The following is a 15,123-nucleotide window of genomic DNA, read 5'->3' as shown; positions in this document are numbered from 1 at the left end:
GACAGTATCGCCGTGCCTCGTAATTACAAACGAGTGACAAAAGGAGGTACCGTGCAATTGAACGGAAGACACCGTAAGACGCTTCTGATGCGGCCCTCGAACGCTGCGGGTAGACCACTGTCGATGACGCCGGGAGATGAGTGGGTATGCCTATGAACGTGACTGCCGAGGTAGTTCTGCAAGGTGCGTTCGGCGGGTCGCTCGACGCTGTCGTGGACACGCTAGGCAACCTCCCGATATGGCTCGGCGCGTTCGCTGGCGGCGCGTTCGGGGCGGCCATCGGTGCACTACCGGCCTTCGCGTTCACCGGTTTCCTCGTCATCGCTGGCGCTGCGGCGAGCGTCGTCGGGGTGCCGGGCGGTGACTCAGTCGGACTGGTCGGTATCGGCTTCGGCCACGTGTTCGGGCCGCACGTCTCCTTCGCAGGGGGTGCGGCTGCGGCTGCCTACGCGGGCAAAAAAGGGTATATCGGGGCAGAAAACGGCTACCACAATGGCAAGGACATCGCGAGCGCGCTTGGATGCAGGGTCGACGTACTGGCGGTCGGTGGCGTCTTCGGGCTTTTCGGCATCGCGGTCGAGCAACTCTTTCGGCAGCTGCTGATCCCGGTTGACCCGATCCCGCTTGCCATCTGTGCGAGCGCGGTCGTCCACCGGCTGGCGTTCGGCTACGACCTCGTCGGGACCGTCCATGGCGGAAGCATCCTCGACATGAGCCCGTTCGAGCGCGGAGAGAGGGTAGGCGGGGCCCCCGACGACGGTGAAATGGTCGCCGACGGTGGACTCGTGGAGAACGGCGGTGTCCCAAAAGCCGAGTGGTTGGCCACTGAACCTTGGCTGGGACATATGTACAAGTGGCATCAGGTCGCCGCGATCGGACTCGTGGCCGGTCTCGCGTCCGGCTACGTCGCGTTCCGGACCGGCAATCCCTTCCTTGGATTCGGGATCAGTGCCGCATCGCTGTTGTTCCTGAACCTCGGGGTAGAGAAGATTCCCGCGACTCACCATATGACGCTGGCCGGCGGGACTGTCTTCCTCGCCCTGACGGCGTCGGGTGACTCCGCCATGGCCGGGCTCTCCGCCGGACTTGCTCTGATCGCCGCCGGCCTCTTTGGTGTGCTGGCCGCGCTGATCGGTGAACTGGGCCAGCGGATCTTCTATGCTCACGGTCGGACTCACTTCGACCCGCCTGCGATCTCGATCGTCGTCTGGACGGTTATGTTGGGTTTCCTTCATATCGTGGGAATCGTTCCGACCGGCGTCTGGATTCCAGGGACCGCCTAATTCGGCGTGTTGGAGCGTCGGTCGGCCACCACCACACGCCCGAGGTGACGGTCCCGAACCATGCGCCAGACGGGACGCGTCACACTCTCTATTGATTGTTTCCGGGTGGGCTCGAACGAAGCCGCTCGTTTAGTATGGTGACCGTGAATCAGGATGGGATCCGGGCGGCCCAACCATGCCGTGTCGTCCAGTCGGCTTGAATGAACCCTCTTCGGGACTGTTGACAGGTTCGGCATTAACCCACAGCGACTCGAAGAGTTCCTCGCCCCACTGAGCCGCCGCGTCCGTCTCCGAGATGAGCGTCGCTTGCCACTCCCCATCTGCCCGAGTCGGAAAGACGAGACACAGCGATTCGGCAGTACGTCCCAGGCCGAACTCAGCCTGGACAACTCTGACCTGGGCTTTCAGGAACGCCTGCTTCCGTTTGGACTCGGTCCCAAGGAGCCGGTCGCGAACCTCGCTCGTAACGAGCACCCGGGTGTCTGGACTGTCCGGGATAGTGTCATTGAGTCCCCGAACGAAGATCGGGGTCAGAACGTCCGGACCCTCACTCGCCTCTATCCGAGAGACGAACTCCGAGATGTGTCTGTCGACCGCCGGCATTTCACCACGGACGACCTCGTACTCGCCGATGCAGGGTAACCGGCGGCGGAACCGATCGGGTAGCAGTTCGAGGTCGTGGTGTTGCCAGTACTCGATGTCCCGACCAATGAACTCCTCGGTCGCTTGGCGGCGCGCGATGGTGTCCGTTACAAGCTGTCCGCATGCGGTCAGTTGCCACCCGTCTTCACCTTCTGTCAACGCACCCCGTTGTCTGAGGTTAGACAGCTCTTTGTAGACGCCGGAGCGGCAGGCGTCGAGCTTCTCGATTAGTTTCGATGTCGGCTGCTGTTGTTTGGCGAGCAGTCGTACGATGTCTTCTCTGATCGACGATGCTGTGACGAACTGGCAGACTGAATTCATGTATTGTCACCCAATCGAGTTTGTCGTGATTACCGGTTTAGCGGGGCCAATCGTCCACCATTACGTTCTACAATGCCAATTTATTGACTTAATGATTGGTATATATCATTTAGTTGTCTTTTTGTGTGAGATGTGGGATCTCTGGCGACGCTGACATAACCACGAGACCTGTCTACACGACGAAGGGACGTGTTCCGTGACGCCCACGACCTACGCGTCGAGACCGACTGTAGTGTCGGGAGGCTGTTCGTCGATGCGGGCAGCGTCACTCCAGCACTCCTCGAGCACAGCCCTGACTGTAGACCTTCTGATCGAGCCACTCTCCGCGAGAACTCCTCCGAACGGCGCTGTGAGGTACATCAGCGACTCTGTCGAAATCATTCGTTGTTGATGGGTTTTCAATAGTATGCTGCATACAGAGCCCGAGTCGGTCACGGGTGTGCGAGTTTCCAGAGCCTCATCGGGACGACACCGAGGAACGGAAGATACACGGGGAGGAACACCCACGGGACGGACGGGCCGAGCGGCGTGGCGGCCACGACGACGCTACCGACGGTGATGAGGGCGACCGATCCGACCGCAGCACCGACGAACCGCCGATCGAGCGGCGAGCAGTCGGTCGACTGAAGCGGGATATCGAACGTCTCGACGAACGCCTCCGGGGTATCAACTGGTCCCAGCGTACGTTCGGTCTTTTCGTCGCCCCAGCCGGCTGTCACGATGACTGTTCGCGTCCCGAAGTACCGGTCGGAGGGTCGTGTCTCGACGACAGCGGCGTCACGGAGTTCGTTGACCGGCGTCGTCCACTGTGGTTCGTCGGTCAGGCGATCGTGGGCGACGAGGTAGTCACCGATTCGATGGTACGTCGTCCATCTGTTCAGCAGAATAGCCTCCACGATGTCGCCTGCGAGCATGAGGCCCAACAGGACGAGGCCGGTGAGACCGCTCGCGACCCAGAGCGTCGGCGAGGGCGTACCGTCGCCGAGGAATGCGGGCACGCCGAGCCAGACGAACGCGGCCAACACGACGTAGAACGGTCCCGTCGTGGTGACCGCCCGCCAGATCGCGGCCGCCGCGACCGAACGCCCGTCGACGTCGACCGTGGCCGACGGTTGCCCCACGGGGACGTCGACTGAGTCGACGGTCGTGTCACTGTCGGGGCCGGAGAGCCACCCAGAGAACCGTCCACCCCCACCGCGTTCCGCGCGGAGTCCCGACCACTCGAAGAGCACCTTCACGACCACGAACGCGACAAGCACGGACGTCGCTCCCCCAACTATGACGACGAACAGGAAGCAGGCGAGAAAGAACCCCTGACGGGCGGGAATCTCGACGACGGCGTACGGAGAGAGCTCCGCATACTGCCCGCTCCGGACGTAGGTGTGGGCGGTCTCGACGACCTGCCCGACGACCAGCGCGACGACGCTGAGCAGTACCTCCGGGCGGCCGAGCACATCGAGGACCGCGGCGACTTCCGAGACAGGGACGAGGACGAAGAAGCCAACCCACACGCCACCGACGACGACTGCGGCGGCGAACGGGACGTTCCGCGGATAGATCGGTGGCAGACGGTCGTGGACGGTGACCCTTCCGCGTTTATCGACGAGATCGCTCTCGGAGACGCTGAAGACGCCGCTCTCCCGGTCGGACGCAGGCGGTTTGCCGGCGAATAGCGCTTTCACTCCCGCGAGCGGCAGCAGGACCAGCAGTTCGAGGGCGTAGACGGTGACGAGTGTCTCGGGGTCCCAGCCGAACCACACCACCCCCACGAGCGGGAGGATGTTGGCAGCGAGAACGGGGAGCAAGCCGAGTGCTGTCTGTAGGGCGTCGCCGTCCCGGATGGAGGGCATTGGTTGCGCTCTCTCTCTCAGTGACAGATATGTGTGGTGGAACAATCGAACCTTGTTTGGACACCGCTGAAGTCGTCGTCGGTGGCTCTATCGAGTGAACAAGACCCGTCGATGAGTGTCTCTCTATCCGATTTCGCTCTTTGGGCATCCGACGGAGCTGACGCTCTGCACCGGGTCGGAACGGAGTCGAACTGCTGTATTCACGATGGCTGACGTTCGGTCGAAAGACCGATTTCAGTGTGCTCGCGCTACACTAGTCCACCGGACCGGCGAGGCCGATACTCACCGAAGCCTAAGAGTGGGAAGAAGACCAATCCGAGGAACGTGAGCCCAAGCCCGAAGCCAATCCCTCGCCCGAAGAACCGGGCCACTCCAGCGTGGATCTTGTACAGCGCGTAGATGTTTACGATCGGGATGAATATAAGTACCAGCCACCACCAGGCATTCCCCCCGATCTGAAGCATGACGTATAAGTTGTATATTGGTATGACCGCCTTCCACCCCGCGTGACCAGCCTTTTCGAATACCGCCCACATCCCCGCAATGTGAATCAGGATAAGCAACAGCTGGAGTAAGAGGAGTGCGATACCACCGAGATCACTGCTCTGGAGGGGGACCGCGGATACTTCGAGCGGGACCATATAACCAATGGTACGCGGAGTGGAAAAAAGCCTGACGAATCTCGGTCATGCTTCGACTGCGCTTTTGATGCCCCGAAGCCGGAACAAGCGTACTGGCCGAAGAAGATTCGGTCACCGTTCTGTTGAGACTCATGTTCGGTTCACACGACGAACGCCCACGCTCGTCAGGAGCTTCGTGAGCGGGCGATCTCCGGAGTCTCACCCAGGTTAGCTCATCGAGCGTCCGGCCGTGGGGCGAGCGACACGGTATCGACTCGTCGAAGGTCGTCCGGTTGGCACACAGAACACGTCGTTTGCGTCGTCGCGACTGAACAGCGTGGGACGGAGCGGCGACACCACGCTGACAGCGGTGCCGCCAGCACGGGATTCGACCCACACTGCGGTCCGGGGGGTAATCCCCCCAGTTTACTCACGGAGGGCTCGGTCCTCAATCTTGTGCCAGATACTAGACAAAACGGGTCGGCATCGGGATGGCTGCAGTGTGGGACGCTTTCTTCCCCCCGCTCCCCACCGACGCTCGGAAAGTCGCCGCGCCGGAGTTCCAGACACCCCTCTCAGTTGTCTGGAACCACATATTCGTAGACACGACAGTCAAAAATGCTTTCTGTTCCACGAGAGTGTGGTTGGATTTGATAACATTGAGGTGCGTGGAACCGTATCGGTGAGACGGGCCTACTTTGGTTCCCCCTTCCCCCCTCTCTCCCCCCCACCAAAGATGGGCCCTCCTTTTCACACACTGAGTGGACCGCGCGACTCGTGGGCTCTGAGTGTTCTCATCGATTCGTGATCTGTGGGCTCAGCCGAGTGACCCTCACTCGGAAGCTACCGGAACTCACGTCAAGACAGCCGTTCTGACTGGCTGTACACCTCGAACGCGGGCGTGACGTCGGGGAACCGGAATCGCCCCTAGGCTGGCTGTTAGAAGCTGGGTTTGCCGGAGCCACCGCCCCGCCCCACGTACGTCGCGGTGAAGACGGTGACGTTGTCGATTGGGAACGCGGAGATCGCCGCATCTCCTCCCGTCCAGTCGAGTGAGTTCCGGGACGGCGGAGGGTAAACATCGTTCCCCTTTCCGTCAAGTGAGGCTAACATCGGGGGGAACGGGTCGTTCCCCTTGCCATCCATCGGTTCGGCTGCGGCCATCCCGCTGGTTCCAGCGACCGCGGCGGTCAACAGGACCGCGACGAGGAGTAGTCTGGTGGCAGTGCGTCCAATCGTGATGTGGGTCAGTGCGTTCATCACAGTTGGAGGGAAGAGACGGTATTCGATGAAGTCGGATGCTCAGTATTGAACCGCGCCGCCGGAGGCCGTCTCTAGATACGTAGACTGAATTGAGCGGTTCGGCCTGAAGCGGGGTCTCACTTCCCAAGCGAACCCAGTGACTGATACAGAATCGAGCGCAGAGCCGAGACTGTCGGCGCGGGAAGAGGTCACTCGTCGTGAGAAAGCTGAATACGGGAGTGAGTTTCTCGAGAGCCGTCACTCACAGGTGTGGTCTCGTCCGCGCCAGCACCGACGGTGAATGGGGCTCGGAGCTGTTTCGACTCGCACCATCACCGTCAGGTGAATCGTTCACCGGGTCGTCATCAGTCGGTCACGTGAGAATCGAGACACCCGTAAACTCGAATCTGGCACCCGTATTCGAGTCGGTCGATGTAGAGTCGGGTGAGACGACCGACACCCGCCAGCCATGTTCCCGTGCGATCCGATCGACGATGGCGAGTCCGAGCCCTCGACTCTCCGGCGTAGTCGTCACGCCAAACCTGAACACATTGTCGCCGACTTCCGACGGGATTCCCGGACCGTCGTCGACGACCGCGAACCCATCCGGAATCGGGTCGACAGTCACGGTCACATCAGGCCCCGCATGCTCGACGGCGTTGCGAAAGAGGTTCTCCAACATCTGGCGGAGACGGTCGGTATCGGCTCGGATAGTCGGTGCATCTGGTGAAATAACGAGCGTGGCCTCGGCCGTGTCGACTGTCTCCCACGCGGACTCGGCGACGTCCCCCAGCGCAACCGTGTCGGTCGGGTCGATACCCCCTGCACTGACCGAATGGACATCACTGACTAGTTGTTCGATACGATCGAGTGCGCCCGCGACTTTCTGGAAGTGGACCGCCTCGCTGGTCTCCTGTGCTGCTTCGAGGCGGATTCGAGCCACTTCGATGGGGCTCATGATGTCGTGGGTCACGACGTCCAAGGTTCGTTCGAGGCGGTCGACCCTCGCCACCAGTTCGAGCGCTCGTCGTTCGAGTTCTGAGACTGTAGTGAAGTGGAGATAGCCGTCAGTGTCGTCATCCCCTGTGTCGACCGCTCGGACGTGAAACTGACGTCTGTCATCCGAGTGATGCTGTGCGAATCGGACCGTCGAGTTGGCTGTTCCACGGATGGCATCGAGGATTCTTCTCACGGTTGTCGTGTCATGCGGGCTGATGTCGTTGGCGTCAGCGTCGTCACCTGTGTCGGACACGATTCGACCAGCAACGGTGACGCGCTCGAGCGGAGTGCCGACCCAGTCGCGGTCGACGTCGAACGTCGATGCGAAGGCGGGATTGACCATGCGAAGGACGAGCGCATCTGGACTCGAATCCGGCCCACCTGACCGCTCGGACCCGTACGACAGAACGGGGTCGGGCAACGTGTCGAAGAGACTCTCCGTGGATTCACGGTTCGGCCCGGTACCCGGGGGCGCTGTCATCGGTCGACCCCCTGACCCCCGTGCCACCCGTCACGCTCGTCGCGAAGTGGTCGGCCCGGGTCATCGGTGATGAATGCGTCGACCAGCTTCCACTGGGCGGCCCGGAGGTGGTAGTGGAGCGTGGGCGAGGAGATACCGAGTCCGTCGGCGAGTTCCTCGGCCGTGCTGTCACGTGGTGATTTGAAGTAGCCGCCGTGATACGCCACCCTCAGTGCCGTTTGCTGGCGGTCGGTGAGTCGCTCGTAGAGCGAGCTTCGGAACTCCTGAGCCGTCTCGACGTCCCGCTCTCGTTCCCGCTTCGCGAGGAGATTCGAGTCGGGAAATCGCTCACCGACGGCTTCGACCACTGCGCGGACGTCCTCGTCAGGGGCGAGTTCCGCGACGACCCGTCCGACGCCCTCAGTGTACGTCGCCGTCCGGACGGTTGCGCCGTACTCCACCAGGGACAAGAGTGGTGACTCCTCGGTGATAGTGAGTTCGAGCAGTCCACCATCGGTCGCTTCGTCTGCCGTCGTTTCGTGGACGACGCGGGCGTCGACGATCCCAGTCGAGTCTCTCACCGCCTCGAGGAGGTGTCCGGGTGGCGTGCCCTCGACGCCGACGAAACAGCGCAACGCGCCTTCGGAGAGCGGGACGATGCCTTCGACCGCGAGCGAGCAGGCTAGTCGAGACGATGCCGCCAGCAGCACGTCCGCAGAATCGGTCAGGCGGAACGTGAGTTCGACCACCGTATCCGACAGGAGGAGATTGCGCTGTCGAGCGGCGTTGATAACGAACCCCGTTGCGACGCCCAACGTCGCCAGGCTCTTGCGCTCACGCTCGGTGAAGGCGTTCGCGCGAGCCGCGTACACGCCGAGGACGCCGTAGGTGGTCGTACCGTATCGAACGGGGACCGCGATGGCAGACTGCAGTCCGCGGGCGAACGCGACGCGCCGTACCGACTCGGGCACTGACTCGTCCTCGACGAGCTGTCGAACGAGTCGCGTCTCACCGGTTCGTGTGACGGCTTGTTCCAGGGACTCCGGCCCGTCGGACGTTCCGCTCTCGTCGACGAGCAACTCGACGACGCCCTCGTACTCGCCGGCCGCACTCCGGTGGATGAGACGGTCGGTCAGCAGGTCGCGCTCTCCGATCCACGTGAACTCGTAGAGGTCGCTCGCCGCAAGCCGTTCACAGACGGTCCGTTCGATTTCCTCACGAGTCGTCGCGCCGACCAGTTCACGGATTATCTCCTGAATGGTCGCGTTGATGCGCGTGAGACGGTCTAACTCCGCCTCGCGGTCGGTAATCGAGTCTTCGAGGTTTTTGCGACCAGTGATATCGTGGAAGACGACTATCATCCCGCCATCCACGGGGACCGTCCGAACCTCGAACCACTTCCCGATGTCGGGGAAATAGTCCTCGAAGTCGGTCGCAATCGGCTCTGCGTCCGCATCCGCGACGGCCTCGTGGAACCGCGAGTCGACCGACCGGGGAAAGACATCGCGGACATCGAGGCCGGTCAGTTCCGAGACGTCGTGATGGAGGCTGGCCGCCGCGACGGCGTTCGCCCGAGTGACGTGCCACCCCTCATCGACGACGAGCACGCCGTCAGTCACGTACTCCAGGGCGTCGTCCATAGTATCGTGTTGGATGGTACCAGTAGTCAAGATTCGGATGAGCCTTCGGCACCAGCGACGTATCCAAGCCCTGCAGTGGCGGCTCTACTCTAGATAGTACGCGTCCTGAGAAGCGAAACGTCCTCAGTACTGAGCATCTATGCTCATCGGCGTCTCCGTCCGAGCAATACGTGTGATGATGAAAGACACCCACATCGCCGATGGAATCGCCGTCAAACTGCTGCTGGCCTGCATCGTTCTCACGAGTGGTGCGGTCGGCAGCATGGGACTTGCACCCGCGACGGTCCACGAGGATGGAGTGAGTGGAGAGCACACAGCCGCGCTCGCGTTTCCGATAGACAACGTGACTGCGACGGCAGGTGCCCCACTCGTCTCGGTCGATGGGAACGGCAACGACGCCTTCCAGACTGCGTTCCCGATCGACAACATCTCCGTCGCGTCCCCGATCGATACTGTGACGAGTCGCGCGGGGCACTGGGACGTCCGAATCGCCGACCTGCGTGGCGTGACGGACGCCACCGGCGCAGCTTCGCAGTTCCGAATGCAGGATATGGACCCCTATGCGCTACCGCGGCGTCCGGACGGACTCCCGCAGGACATGGACCCGTACTAGAACCGATTCGGAGATATTACCACGGTTTTCGACAAGCTATTTGGTGTGTGTTAGCATACAGTGAGGAACGGAGACGAGTATGAGACCAGGTGCCGCTGGGCGGACAGTGCGGGTGTTCCTCGTGATGGCAGTCCTTCTCTCGACCGTTGCCGTCGGGGTGGCAGTCCAGCCCACGCGTCCTGTCTCGCGGCAGGTCGACGCGAAACCGGATATCGCGGTCCTCCCCGAGGCGCTCTACTTCACGAACGCGACTGGCGAGTCGGAGGCTCAAACTTTCTCGATACGAAACGTGGGAGACGCCCCACTGACAGTCGGTGCAGTCGCCATCGTCGGACCCGACCGGGCGTCCTTCGAGCGGGCGTTCGACGGCGCGCTGACGCTCGGACCGGGTGACCGACAGAACGTGACTGTAACGTTCGACGCCGCGACGGCGCGTCCGCAGTTCGCGACGCTCCACGTCCTGAGCAACGACCCGGACGAACCGCAACGGAACGTCTGGCTCACGAACACGCAGACGGACGCCGACGTCTCGCCCTCGAGGGTGCTGGAGCGGAAGACACTGGTGAACGCCACGCTCACGGACGCCGAGGCGAACACGACGCAGTCGCTCAATATCTCGTGGCCGTTGACGCGTGACGATGTCGTCGCCGTCGACGCGGTCTCGTTCACGCCTGAACGCACCGGGTCGGTCACTCTCAGCATCGCGACGAACGTCAGTCGGTTCGGCGACGTCCCTGCGTTCGCCCTCGGTGACGGAACAGAGCCCGCAGGATACGTCCACGTCGATCACAGTATTCCGAACGAGCAGGTCAGTGACGTCACGTTCAGAATCCGTGTTCGGAAAGACCGATTGGCCGGGAACGAGACCGGACCAGAAGACGTCGTGCTGTACCGTCACGAGGAGAGCGGGTGGGTCGAACTCCCGACACAGTTCGTCGAAGCGGGTGCGACCCACTACTTCTTCGAGGCGAGGGCACCGGGACTTTCTGACTTCACGACGGGTGTAAACCAGGCGAAGTTCCGTATCACCGACGCGCTCGTGACCGTCACGCGCATCAGCACACAGCAGGGAACCGAGGTCCTGGTCCGCGTGCGGAACGATGGAGGTGCGGATGGCACGTATACGGTGAAACTGTTCCTCGAAGAGAGGATGGTGGACCGCACGGAGCTGTCGATCGCCCCGAACGGCACTCGACAGGCCACCTTCGAGCGCTCCTTCGACGAACCAGGAGTCTATCAGGTGTCCGTCAACGAGCGGTTCGTCGGGAACGTCACGGTCGAGTCCGGAGACACCGCACCGACGGATGCATCAACGACCGGTCGCACGGACATCCCTCCACTCGAGACGACGGCCAACGTGTCGACGGGCCCTCCGGAGGCCAGTCAGGCAACGAGCGGTGAGTCCGCTCCTGGACTCGGATTCGGCACGTCGGCTGTCGCACTGCTCGTCGTGGCCCTGTCCGTCGCGTTCAGCCGTCGTCACCGGTAGTCCAGTCCGGCCCAGTCGATGTCCCGGCTCAGTGGGCGCTTGGCCACCAGTGATGAGGACCGCCTGGGCGGCCTGGTTCGGCCGGCTACCGTTCTTTTCCCGACTCCCCGTCCGGTTCGCCTGTCGGTGTCGTCGACGCGGCCCGTGGCAGGAGCAGTTCGACGACTGTCCCCTGGGGGGATGCGTCGTGGAACCGGAGGAGACCGCCCGAACGGTCGACGAGCCAGTGGGCCAACCAGAGACCGAGGCCGCTCGCGTGTTCGAGCTCCGTCTCGCGTCCCTCGGTGATGGCAGTCCGGTCCTGTTCGGGGAGACCGGGGCCGTTGTCGGCAATCACGACGCGTACCCAGCGGTCGGTGTCGCTGTCGACGACGCCATCCGTCCACACAGTCGCACCGGCCTCCGTACTGTCCCGCTTAGCGCGCTGGACGCTGTGACCCACCGTCCCGGTTCGAGTCAGTTCATCTGTACTCGTTCCGGCCTCACTGGTCCCGTCGACGGTGGAGACCGTCACCTCGACGTGAGGTGCCTCGGCGTCGTTGTGCTGGCAAGCGTTCTCACAGAGGCTCTCGATCGCCATCCGGAGCGAAGGGAGCGCGCGTGCCCACTGGTCCTCGGCGAGAGAGGTTTCGATTTCCACCGCGGGATACGTCTCGCGGAGGTCGGCGACAACGTCGGAGACGATTTCGCTCACCTCCATCTGCGAGGGTGTCTGCTCGTCCGCGAGAGCAGTCTCGATCTGACGGGCTCGTTCGCTGAGGTGCGTGAGCGACTGCCCTGCGTCGCCGATAGACTGAGCCGCCCTGCGGATTTCGTCGTCGTTGGTCCGCTCAGCGATGACGTCGGCGTAGGTCAAGAGAACCGTCAGTTGATTCCGGAGGTTGTGCCGCAAGACGCGGTACATGACTTCCAGTCGCTGTGTTCGCCGACGAAGCGCCGCCTCTCGCGCTCGAAGCGTCGCCGCCAAGTCGTTGAACCCGTCGCTGATCTGCTCCCACTCGGTGCCACCGTCGAGCGAGACGGTTCGATCGTAGTCACCGGACCCGAGGTCATCGAAGCCCCCGAGAAGACGCTCCGTCTGGCGGAGACTCGCGACGTACTGCCAGTAGCCGAATCCGGCCATCACTAGGAGTACGACTCCCAGCTGCCCGGCTTGAAACAGCTCCAGGCGATGGAGCCGGGCATCGAGTCTCGACCGGTCGCGGACGACGGTGACCGTCCACCCCGTCGCGTCAACAGTCGCGGAGGCTTCAATCGACGCGGTGAACTCCTGGTCACCCTCGTAGAGTTCCATCCCGTTCCCGACGACTCGAACGGTCTGTCTGCTCGTCTCCAGGGGTGGAAGTGCGTCAAAGGCGGTCTGTGTGTCGAGATAGACCGCCCCTGCGAGGACGCCTGTTATCTCCCCATCCTCGAAGATTGGCGTGCTGAACACGAGGACGTGTCTGTCCGTGTCGTCGACAGCCTCGCCCTCTCCCACGAACGAGTGACCGTGGAGCGCAGCCTCGACGTAGGGTTCGGCGCTTCGGTTCGAGTCGAGGACGGCTCGCCGCTGCTGGGCCGTGATGTCTCCGCGAAAGGCGATGACGGTCCCGTTTGCGGCGACGACCTGGGCGGCGTAGAACCGTGAGTTCAAAACGAGCGCATCGAGTAACTGACGACTCCGGTCGAACTGGTGTGCATCGGGCCGGGATGCGACGAGGCCCAAGTAATCCTGTCGCTCGCGAATCGATGCGTCGATCTGGTCTGCTGTATGGGTCGCCGTCTCGTTGACGGCCACGCGAGACTCCTCGACGGCATCGCGTCGATACAGATCCACAGCGGTGGAAACCGAGAGACTCAGTGTGAGTGTCACCAGGATGAAGACGATCGCGAACTTGCGCCTGAGCCGCATACATGAACCTTGTCAAGAGACGTGATAACAATACACACTCAAACGAACGCAGAAACCACACGGACTCGAGGCGGACGCTTGGAACTGAACTCAGGAGAAATTGACTGGAGAATGCCTCCGTTCTGTCGGAGCTTTACACTAAAGTATAACAGCTTCAGTGACCAATCTCATTGGCGCGTGATACTATGGCACAGGAGAGAGCGGGAACGATTCTCGTCGTCGATGACGAACGCGAAGTCGCCGATGCGTACGCGCTCCGGTTACGAACGCGTTACGGAGACGTCAGAACAGCGTACGGTGGTGAAGAAGCGCTCGCGGAGATGGACGACGCGGTAGACGTGGTGTTGTTGGACCGTCGGATGCCGTATTCGGGTGATCACGTGTTGCGTGACCTCCGAGACGACGGGTACGACTGCCGTATCATCATGGTGACGGCAGTCGACCCCGGATTCGGTATCGTCGACATGCCCTTCGACGATTACCTCTGTAAACCAATCGACAAAGAGGACCTCTTCGCAGCGGTCGACCAGCAACTGGAGGCTGCGTCGTACGATGACCCACTCACGGCCTTTTTCAGCCTCGCGGCGAAACTGGCCGTACTCGAGGCTGAGCAGACATCTGAACAGCTCGCGGAGTCCACCGAGTACCTCCGGATGCAACGGCGAAGCGAGACACTCCGTGAGGAACTCATGGTCTCGGAAGAGAACTTCGCCGAGATGCGAGAGACGTTCACCGCGATCAATCGAGCTGGGTGAAGGTCTCTCTGTTTGGGGTGAATGCGGTCAATATATCGACGTTCATCCACATATGACAGATGGTCTATATGAACCAAGAGAGACGACAACTGGTTAGACGTCGTCGAGGGACTTTCGGCGCTGTTTCTTCTTACGCGCTGTCCGACGGCCACGGTGTTCACCTAAGACCAGTGTCGAGACGTTCGCTCTCGTGCTCACAACTCGCTCAGGAACAGTCTGCTGAACGTCGAAAACAAGCCCAGCAATAAGTAGCGTTCGCATCCACTGCCATCCGCTGAAACGTCTCATTCCTCCCGAGTAGGAACTTTGACGGAGGTTACAGGAGAGTAAAGAGTCGTGAGCCTTACTGTTCACGAAGTTCGGAACGCGATTCGAGCGGCGACGGGCCGCTTCGAACGGGAGTTCGAGGCATCGTTCACGAAGGAGGAGCTGCAGGCGATCTGTGAGGCACTCGGGACCAGTGTCGACGAAGCGGGGCGTCCGTCAACAGCGCGGATGCGCCGACAAATCCGGGCACAGGTCGGTATCGCGGAGTCGCGAGAGACAGCAGACGGCTCCACCTTCCGGAAGGCCGAACTCCAAGCGATCGCCGACGGGGTCGGCGCGTCGTCCGAGCCGTAGTCTCCAAGCGCTCGATCGATGTGCCTGCTTGTGAATCTCGATACGACGACCGCGAGTGCGAGCGCCTTCTCTGACCGAGACGCGCCCTCTTATACATCAGCGTCTCCGACAACGACTCAGTCTCTGTCGGGAGTGGCGTGACCGGTACAGAGGAAGTGTACAGCAATCTTGACCCTGAAATCATTGCCACAAGTCAACAGTGGCGGTTCTCTCAAACCACTTCGGACTGCATACACAATGTATGCACATGAGCACGTCAATTCGCGTCTCCGAGGAGACGAAGGAGAAGCTGGCGAGGCTGAAGCGTGAAGAGGAGAGTTGGGCTGAGTTCCTCGACCGACTGGCGAACGAGGGGTCAAGAATGAAGGCTGGCGCGTAGAAAGGAACTGACAATGGCAAACCCGAAAAGGCGCGCGAAGCTACCGAGCGTTCCCGAGAGAGCTTCCAGCGGTGACCTTGCTCGATTCGTCGAGTATCATCGATTACCTCGACGGTGTCGAAGACGTTGTCGAGTCCGTCGATGAACGACCGACTCTGGTCGCGTCCAGTCTCTGTATCTACGATGTCTTCGCCGGTGAAGTATTCTCAGCAGGTGAGACTGACCTCAGAGGCGCGCGTGAGAACTTCGGGAGAGTCATAATCGAGCGATAACTGTGTGACGCCTGAATCCGGATTCGACGACTTTGGATTGCCG

At 61.7% G+C, this 15,123-nt stretch carries 15 protein-coding genes; 7 read left to right on the top strand and 8 right to left on the bottom strand.

Annotated elements, in window-relative coordinates:
- The first annotated feature begins 146 nt into the window (after positions 1–146).
- Positions 147–1,283 carry a DUF7973 family transport facilitator gene (locus E6N53_RS17760; RefSeq protein ID WP_321167807.1) on the top strand — a complete coding sequence of 379 codons (1,137 nt, stop codon included), beginning with the start codon at positions 147–149 and terminating at the stop codon, positions 1,281–1,283.
- 129 nt (positions 1,284–1,412) lie between these two features.
- Here the strand turns inward: E6N53_RS17760 and E6N53_RS17755 are convergent, their stop codons facing one another.
- The 7 genes from E6N53_RS17755 to E6N53_RS17730 all read right to left on the bottom strand — a co-directional run bounded on the left by E6N53_RS17755 (position 1,413) and on the right by E6N53_RS17730 (position 9,057).
- Complete coding sequence (locus tag E6N53_RS17755) at positions 1,413–2,246, bottom strand: helix-turn-helix transcriptional regulator (protein ID WP_142860815.1); 834 nt, start codon at positions 2,244–2,246, stop codon at positions 1,413–1,415.
- 210 nt (positions 2,247–2,456) lie between these two features.
- Positions 2,457–2,606 carry a hypothetical protein gene (locus E6N53_RS20830; RefSeq protein WP_161596602.1) on the bottom strand — a complete coding sequence of 50 codons (150 nt, stop codon included), beginning with the start codon at positions 2,604–2,606 and terminating at the stop codon, positions 2,457–2,459.
- 71 nt (positions 2,607–2,677) lie between these two features.
- On the bottom strand, positions 2,678–4,096 hold the full coding sequence (locus E6N53_RS17750; RefSeq protein WP_142860814.1) for a DUF6498-containing protein: 1,419 nt from the start codon (positions 4,094–4,096) through the stop codon (positions 2,678–2,680).
- A gap of 248 nt (positions 4,097–4,344) precedes the next feature.
- Positions 4,345–4,737, bottom strand: a complete 393-nt coding sequence (locus E6N53_RS17745; protein ID WP_142860813.1) for a DUF5684 domain-containing protein — start codon at positions 4,735–4,737, stop codon at positions 4,345–4,347.
- Positions 4,738–5,655: 918 nt separating this feature from the next.
- Positions 5,656–5,976, bottom strand: coding sequence for a hypothetical protein (locus E6N53_RS17740; RefSeq protein ID WP_142860812.1), 321 nt, complete (start codon positions 5,974–5,976; stop codon positions 5,656–5,658).
- Positions 5,977–6,331: 355 nt separating this feature from the next.
- Entirely contained in the window at positions 6,332–7,438 is a 1,107-nt protein-coding gene (locus E6N53_RS17735; protein WP_142860811.1) for a sensor histidine kinase, read from the bottom strand.
- Positions 7,435–9,057: a bacterio-opsin activator domain-containing protein gene (locus E6N53_RS17730; protein ID WP_142860810.1), complete on the bottom strand. Its 1,623-nt coding sequence runs from the start codon at positions 9,055–9,057 to the stop codon at positions 7,435–7,437. The genes E6N53_RS17735 and E6N53_RS17730 overlap by 4 nt, the downstream gene beginning before the upstream one ends.
- A gap of 175 nt (positions 9,058–9,232) precedes the next feature.
- On the opposite strand from E6N53_RS17730, the gene E6N53_RS17725 reads away from it, so the two are divergent.
- The gene (locus tag E6N53_RS17725) at positions 9,233–9,670 is read left to right on the top strand and encodes a hypothetical protein (RefSeq protein WP_142860809.1); all 438 of its coding nucleotides are present in this window, start codon (positions 9,233–9,235) and stop codon (positions 9,668–9,670) included.
- Positions 9,671–9,749: 79 nt separating this feature from the next.
- Positions 9,750–11,159 (top strand): PGF-pre-PGF domain-containing protein, encoded by a 1,410-nt coding sequence (locus tag E6N53_RS17720; protein ID WP_142860808.1) that lies wholly within the window; start codon positions 9,750–9,752, stop codon positions 11,157–11,159.
- 85 nt (positions 11,160–11,244) lie between these two features.
- On the opposite strand, the gene E6N53_RS17715 is transcribed toward E6N53_RS17720, so the two are convergent.
- Positions 11,245–13,053 (bottom strand): sensor histidine kinase, encoded by a 1,809-nt coding sequence (locus tag E6N53_RS17715; RefSeq protein WP_142860807.1) that lies wholly within the window; start codon positions 13,051–13,053, stop codon positions 11,245–11,247.
- 185 nt (positions 13,054–13,238) lie between these two features.
- Between E6N53_RS17715 and E6N53_RS17710 the strand changes: the two genes are divergently transcribed.
- From E6N53_RS17710 to E6N53_RS17695, 4 genes are all read left to right on the top strand, one after another.
- On the top strand, positions 13,239–13,808 hold the full coding sequence (locus E6N53_RS17710) for a response regulator (protein ID WP_142860806.1): 570 nt from the start codon (positions 13,239–13,241) through the stop codon (positions 13,806–13,808).
- Positions 13,809–14,144: 336 nt separating this feature from the next.
- Positions 14,145–14,429, top strand: coding sequence for a hypothetical protein (locus E6N53_RS17705; RefSeq protein ID WP_142860805.1), 285 nt, complete (start codon positions 14,145–14,147; stop codon positions 14,427–14,429).
- Positions 14,430–14,676: 247 nt separating this feature from the next.
- Complete coding sequence (locus E6N53_RS21345) at positions 14,677–14,808, top strand: antitoxin VapB family protein (RefSeq protein ID WP_236642405.1); 132 nt, start codon at positions 14,677–14,679, stop codon at positions 14,806–14,808.
- Positions 14,809–14,879: 71 nt separating this feature from the next.
- Positions 14,880–15,080 (top strand): PIN domain-containing protein, encoded by a 201-nt coding sequence (locus tag E6N53_RS17695; RefSeq protein ID WP_236642404.1) that lies wholly within the window; start codon positions 14,880–14,882, stop codon positions 15,078–15,080.
- The last annotated feature ends 43 nt before the right edge of the window (positions 15,081–15,123 follow it).

Source organism: Salinigranum halophilum, from assembly GCF_007004735.1.
Taxonomy (GTDB): Archaea; Halobacteriota; Halobacteria; order Halobacteriales; family Haloferacaceae; genus Salinigranum; species Salinigranum halophilum.
The sequence above is the reverse complement of the archived record's forward strand: the minus strand, read 5'-3'. Positions and strand labels throughout refer to the sequence as shown.

What these genes read in the sequence shown, in the direction of transcription:
- E6N53_RS17735 (WP_142860811.1), bottom strand. Translation starts at nt 7,438, where the DNA reads ATGACAGCGCCCCCGGGTACCGGGCCGAACCGTGAATCCACGGAGAGT.
- E6N53_RS17755 (WP_142860815.1), bottom strand. Translation starts at nt 2,246, where the DNA reads ATGAATTCAGTCTGCCAGTTCGTCACAGCATCGTCGATCAGAGAAGAC.
- E6N53_RS20830 (WP_161596602.1), bottom strand. Translation starts at nt 2,606, where the DNA reads ATGTACCTCACAGCGCCGTTCGGAGGAGTTCTCGCGGAGAGTGGCTCG.
- E6N53_RS17740 (WP_142860812.1), bottom strand. Translation starts at nt 5,976, where the DNA reads ATGAACGCACTGACCCACATCACGATTGGACGCACTGCCACCAGACTA.
- E6N53_RS17730 (WP_142860810.1), bottom strand. Translation starts at nt 9,057, where the DNA reads ATGGACGACGCCCTGGAGTACGTGACTGACGGCGTGCTCGTCGTCGAT.
- E6N53_RS17760 (WP_321167807.1), top strand. Translation starts at nt 147, where the DNA reads ATGCCTATGAACGTGACTGCCGAGGTAGTTCTGCAAGGTGCGTTCGGC.
- E6N53_RS17745 (WP_142860813.1), bottom strand. Translation starts at nt 4,737, where the DNA reads ATGGTCCCGCTCGAAGTATCCGCGGTCCCCCTCCAGAGCAGTGATCTC.
- E6N53_RS17750 (WP_142860814.1), bottom strand. Translation starts at nt 4,096, where the DNA reads ATGCCCTCCATCCGGGACGGCGACGCCCTACAGACAGCACTCGGCTTG.
- E6N53_RS21345 (WP_236642405.1), top strand. Translation starts at nt 14,677, where the DNA reads ATGAGCACGTCAATTCGCGTCTCCGAGGAGACGAAGGAGAAGCTGGCG.
- E6N53_RS17720 (WP_142860808.1), top strand. Translation starts at nt 9,750, where the DNA reads ATGAGACCAGGTGCCGCTGGGCGGACAGTGCGGGTGTTCCTCGTGATG.
- E6N53_RS17715 (WP_142860807.1), bottom strand. Translation starts at nt 13,053, where the DNA reads ATGCGGCTCAGGCGCAAGTTCGCGATCGTCTTCATCCTGGTGACACTC.
- E6N53_RS17725 (WP_142860809.1), top strand. Translation starts at nt 9,233, where the DNA reads ATGATGAAAGACACCCACATCGCCGATGGAATCGCCGTCAAACTGCTG.
- E6N53_RS17710 (WP_142860806.1), top strand. Translation starts at nt 13,239, where the DNA reads ATGGCACAGGAGAGAGCGGGAACGATTCTCGTCGTCGATGACGAACGC.